4 protein-coding genes are annotated in these 4,020 nt (G+C 60.4%); 2 read left to right on the top strand and 2 right to left on the bottom strand.

Features of this window, described 5'->3' with window-relative positions:
* Window positions 1-561: 561 nt before the first annotated feature.
* A complete protein-coding gene (locus tag D6B98_RS39425; RefSeq protein WP_245481542.1) occupies window positions 562-2,466 on the bottom strand; it encodes a recombinase family protein in 1,905 nt (634 codons plus the stop codon).
* Between the two features lie 140 nt (window positions 2,467-2,606).
* The gene (locus D6B98_RS39420) at window positions 2,607-2,882 is read right to left on the bottom strand and encodes a ribbon-helix-helix protein, CopG family (RefSeq protein WP_245481541.1); all 276 of its coding nucleotides are present in this window, start codon (window positions 2,880-2,882) and stop codon (window positions 2,607-2,609) included.
* A 62-nt stretch (window positions 2,883-2,944) separates the two neighbouring features.
* Here D6B98_RS39420 and D6B98_RS39415 point away from each other — a divergent pair, with 62 nt between their 5' ends.
* The gene (locus tag D6B98_RS39415; protein ID WP_167767837.1) at window positions 2,945-3,703 is read left to right on the top strand and encodes a group II intron maturase-specific domain-containing protein; all 759 of its coding nucleotides are present in this window, start codon (window positions 2,945-2,947) and stop codon (window positions 3,701-3,703) included.
* A 38-nt stretch (window positions 3,704-3,741) separates the two neighbouring features.
* On the top strand, window positions 3,742-4,020 hold a 279-nt coding region (locus D6B98_RS42145), incomplete at its 3' end, for an integrase core domain-containing protein (RefSeq protein ID WP_164719169.1).

Below are 4,020 nucleotides of genomic sequence, written 5' to 3'. Positions count from 1 at the left end.
AAAGGTGGACTTCTCTTGCTTCGGGGATCATCCATATCTTGAATCACGACTCACGATCCAAGGATAGTGGGTACTAGACTGACGCACGTAGACGATTGCGCATCGGCGTAGGTGCTCAGCGGTGATCTTGCTCAGTTCGTTCATCGTTGTAATCTCCGGCAGTGGCGATTGCTCGGGCGATTAGTCGGGCGAGTCGCAGCAGGAGATGTGCGCGCTGCTCTTTATCGAGGGTCTCCCATACGGGTACGGCACCGTGCTGAGGTGGTGGGTCGAGAAAGCTTAGCTGCTGCATGGCTGTCCTCCGATTCCGATGGCAGGACAGTATGCGCGGCATCCAATTGCCGCAGCAAAGCGTCGACGATCGTCCGGGCGTGTAGCAGCTCGGCGTGGGAAGCCAGGAATGCCGCTCGAGCGCATTGCGGGCTTGCACGCGATAAATGTTGTGCGATAGGCAGATCTGTCCAGGCCGGTACAAGGGCACGGGTACCATCGGGCAGTACAAGCGTCAGATGAAGTTCGCCGCGTCGATGACACCAGCCAAGCACAACAAGCGCAGATCCCTCAAAGGGATGGCGCGACCGAACGATGGTTACCTGATCGGGATAGTCGTCGAGATGATGAGCGCGGTGGTGGGTAGTCTGTCGAGTAGTCTTTCGGCTCGGTCGACCACGCGTGGCTGTTGCGGATGGTGGCGCACAGGATCGCCGATTCACGCATATTGCGGCTCATCGGGCTGTGGTCGCGGGCTGGGTTCTTGAGAGCGGTGAGAAGCAGGAGACGGACAGGGGCACGCCGCAAGGGGCGGGCGTGGCTCCCTGAACGCAAAAGATAACTTTGCGGTGGAGGAGCGGTCACGGAACTATGGGCGGCGCCGGGCTCCTTTCCACCCGGAGGGGTGGGTGGGAGGGGGATGGAGTGGCGGATGACGATCTTGTCGTCGCCAACGAGGACTTCCTTCACGAGAAGGCGCAGCACGCGTCGGCGTTCGATTATATCGAGCTCGCCGAGGGATGAGCGCAGGCGATCGAGGAAGCTCGTCACGGATTCGGCGAGACGCAGACAAACTTCCCGCTCCTTCGATTGGTCTTCGATCGCTTGCAACTCCAATAGGCAAGCCTGTTCGCGGCTGCGCAAATCAGGCATGCGGCTGCGCAGCTCTTCAAGTGAGAGAAGGCTCTCCTGATAGGCCGTGAGGAGACGCTCGATGCGTTTCCGGGAGCGCGCAAGATCGCGGCGAAGCGTTTCCTCCCGGCGCTGTGTGGGATCGGCGTTGCGCGCCGCCTTGAGCCGGCGCTCAAGTTCGTCTTCGATGAGGTTTCGGTCTTCAAGTAAACGCGCGATCTCTTTCCATACCACCTCGTCCAGCAAATCCTGGCGCACCGGGCGATTGTCGCAGACCGGCCCGCCGAGCCGGCGCCAGCCATCCGAGCCCAAGCAGCGGTAGTAATGGATAGTTCGAGCGCTCGACCTTGTGGAGGTGCGATAGAGCCCATAGCCGCATTTGGCGCAGCTCAACAATCCTTGCAGGGCGCTCGGCGTGATCGTGCTCCGCGGGGCATGCTTCTTGTTGGCTTCCAAAAGCTCATTCGCCAGTGCGAAGGTCTCTTCGCTGATGATGGTCGGCACAGGGATTTCGATCCACTCTGTGCGAGGAAGCTCATGATTGGCGCTGTTGCGAGGCGCGACACCGCCGCGCAGTCGCAACGGCCGCGTCACACGCATGCGCGGCGCGATCCGAGTCTTGCCAAAGCAGGCCGTTCCTTTATACGCGGGATTGCGCAGCATCGCCCAAACCGTCGAGCGCTCCCAGTGGCCTGTTTCTTTGGCTGTCGGAATCTGGCGCTCATTGAGCAGGCGCGTGATGGCGCCGATGCTGTGGTTTCTTGCGGTGTAAAGCTCGTAGACCCAGCGCACGACACCGGCCTGTCGCTCGTCGATCTCATAATAGGCGGCAGAGTGATCGGTCTTGCGCTTGTAGCGATAGCCAAACGGAGCGCCGGAAAGCACGCTCACTTGGCCTTGAAGGGCGCGATGGCGCTTCCCTCGCCGCGACCGCTCCAGGATTTGCGCGCGTTCATATTCGGCGATCATGCCCTGAAACTGCAGCAGCAGCTCGTCTTCCGGCGTCGCCGCCCGTCTCGAGCGAATGAACAACACCTCGACGCCGGCGCGCGCGAACTCTTCGATAAGAAGGATTTGATGCGCATAGCGCCGGCTCAGCCGATCGGGAGCGTAGACGAGCACGGCTTGGATCCGCCCTTCTGCGGCGAGATCGCGCAGTCGTTCAAGCCCAGGGCGCAACAAGCTCGCGCCGCTATAGCCGTCGTCTTCGATCACCCATTCCGCCGGCACGTCGCAGTTCTGCTCGCGCGCGAAAGCGATCAGCGCGCTCGTCTGACTGGCAATCGTGTTCTCCTCCTTCTGTTTGTCCGACGACACTCTGGCGTAAATCGCGGCGGTTTTCATCTTCGCCTCCCGTCACATCGGCGCCGGCGCGCGCGAAGCGCACCTGATCTGGAACGAGAATTTCGTAAACCTGTTCAAGTTTGGCGGCGACGAGCCGATCGAACGCAAATTCGAGTTGAACGTCGCGCTTTTTTCGCCGCTCAGCCATCTTCGCGGACAGACGCGAGATAGGCGGCCACCGCCCGGCGCATCACCTCGCTTGCCGAAAGCCTGGAAGCCGCCGCATGCGCCTGGAGTTTTTGGGCGAGATCGGCCGGCATCTTCAGGGAGAGCGTCACAGACGGCTGCGGCGCGGAAAGGAGCGGCTCCTTCCTTTTGGCCACTTCGAGATAGCGATAGGCTTGCCGCAGCGACAAGCCGCTTTCGCGCGACAGCGCCAAGGCCGCCTCCGCCATGCCGATTTTCTTCGCGAGCAAGCGTCGCGCCGCCCTCAGCCGTTCGGCCTTCTGCGCCTGCGTCGATCGAATCATATGACATAATGGTATTACCTTTTGCGTCTCAAATCAACAATAGCTCCATCGCGCCAGCCGGTGATGACGCGTTCAAAGCGGAAATTATCTTTTGCGTTCAGGGAGCCATCAGCCCGCTGTTGGCGAATCTCTTTCTTCATTATGCGTTCGATGTGTGGATGAGCCGAGAATATCCGGGTGTCCCATTTGAACGATATGCTGATGATGCCATCGGCCATTGCCGAAGCGAAGCGGAGGCGCGTGACTTGTGTCGGGCGCTCGAAACGAGGTTTGCGGAATGCGGGCTACGGCTGCATCCGGAAAAGACCAAGATCGTGTATTGCAAAGATGCCAATCGCTCCGGCGCTTATCCGGAGCAGTCGTTTGACTTCCTCGGCTATAGCTTTCGGCCGAGGATGGCGAACAATCGACACGGTGAGCGGTTCGTCTCATTCAGCCCGGCCGTCAGCAAGAAGGCCGGGAAACGGATGCGGCATACCGTGCGCAGGTGGCGGCTGCATCGGCGCAGCGATCTTGAGCTGGTGGAAATCGCCAAATGGGTCCGTCCAGTCCTGACGGGCTGGGTGCGCTACTACGGGCGGTTTTATCCCTCGAAGCTTCAAGAGGAGTTGCGCACGATCGATGCCTACATCGTTCGATGGGCAACACGAAAATACAAACGGTTCCGAGGACACACGTTGGCGGTATGGGAATGTGAAGCGACGCAATCCAGGCCTGTTCGCTCACTGGGTTGCCGGATCAACGGTTGGATGACGGGAGCCGGATGAATCGCGAGGTTCACGTCCGGTTCTGAGAGAGCGCGGGGCTGCAATGCCCCGCGCCACTCACCTATCTCAAGGGCTATGCCGACGGTCGCGAGGCCAAGGCAGGAATCGCAAACTGGATCGCCTTCTATAACGGTCGTCGCCTTCATCAGGCACTCGGCTATCGCGCGCCGATGGCGATCTGGCGCGAACGGATGCAGGCTGCGAAGGCTGTGGACATGATGGACAACGCTGACGCGTTGACCACATGCCCATCTGTGGACGCCCCGGTGGATGCAAGAAGAATCTTTCGATCAGGTGTTGCGCGTAGTCGGGTGCTG

The organism is Bradyrhizobium sp. LVM 105 (genome assembly GCF_003957705.1).
GTDB classification, from domain to species: Bacteria; Pseudomonadota; Alphaproteobacteria; order Rhizobiales; family Xanthobacteraceae; genus Bradyrhizobium; species Bradyrhizobium frederickii.
Note: the sequence above shows the minus strand (reverse complement) of the source record. Positions and strands in the feature narration are given on the sequence as shown.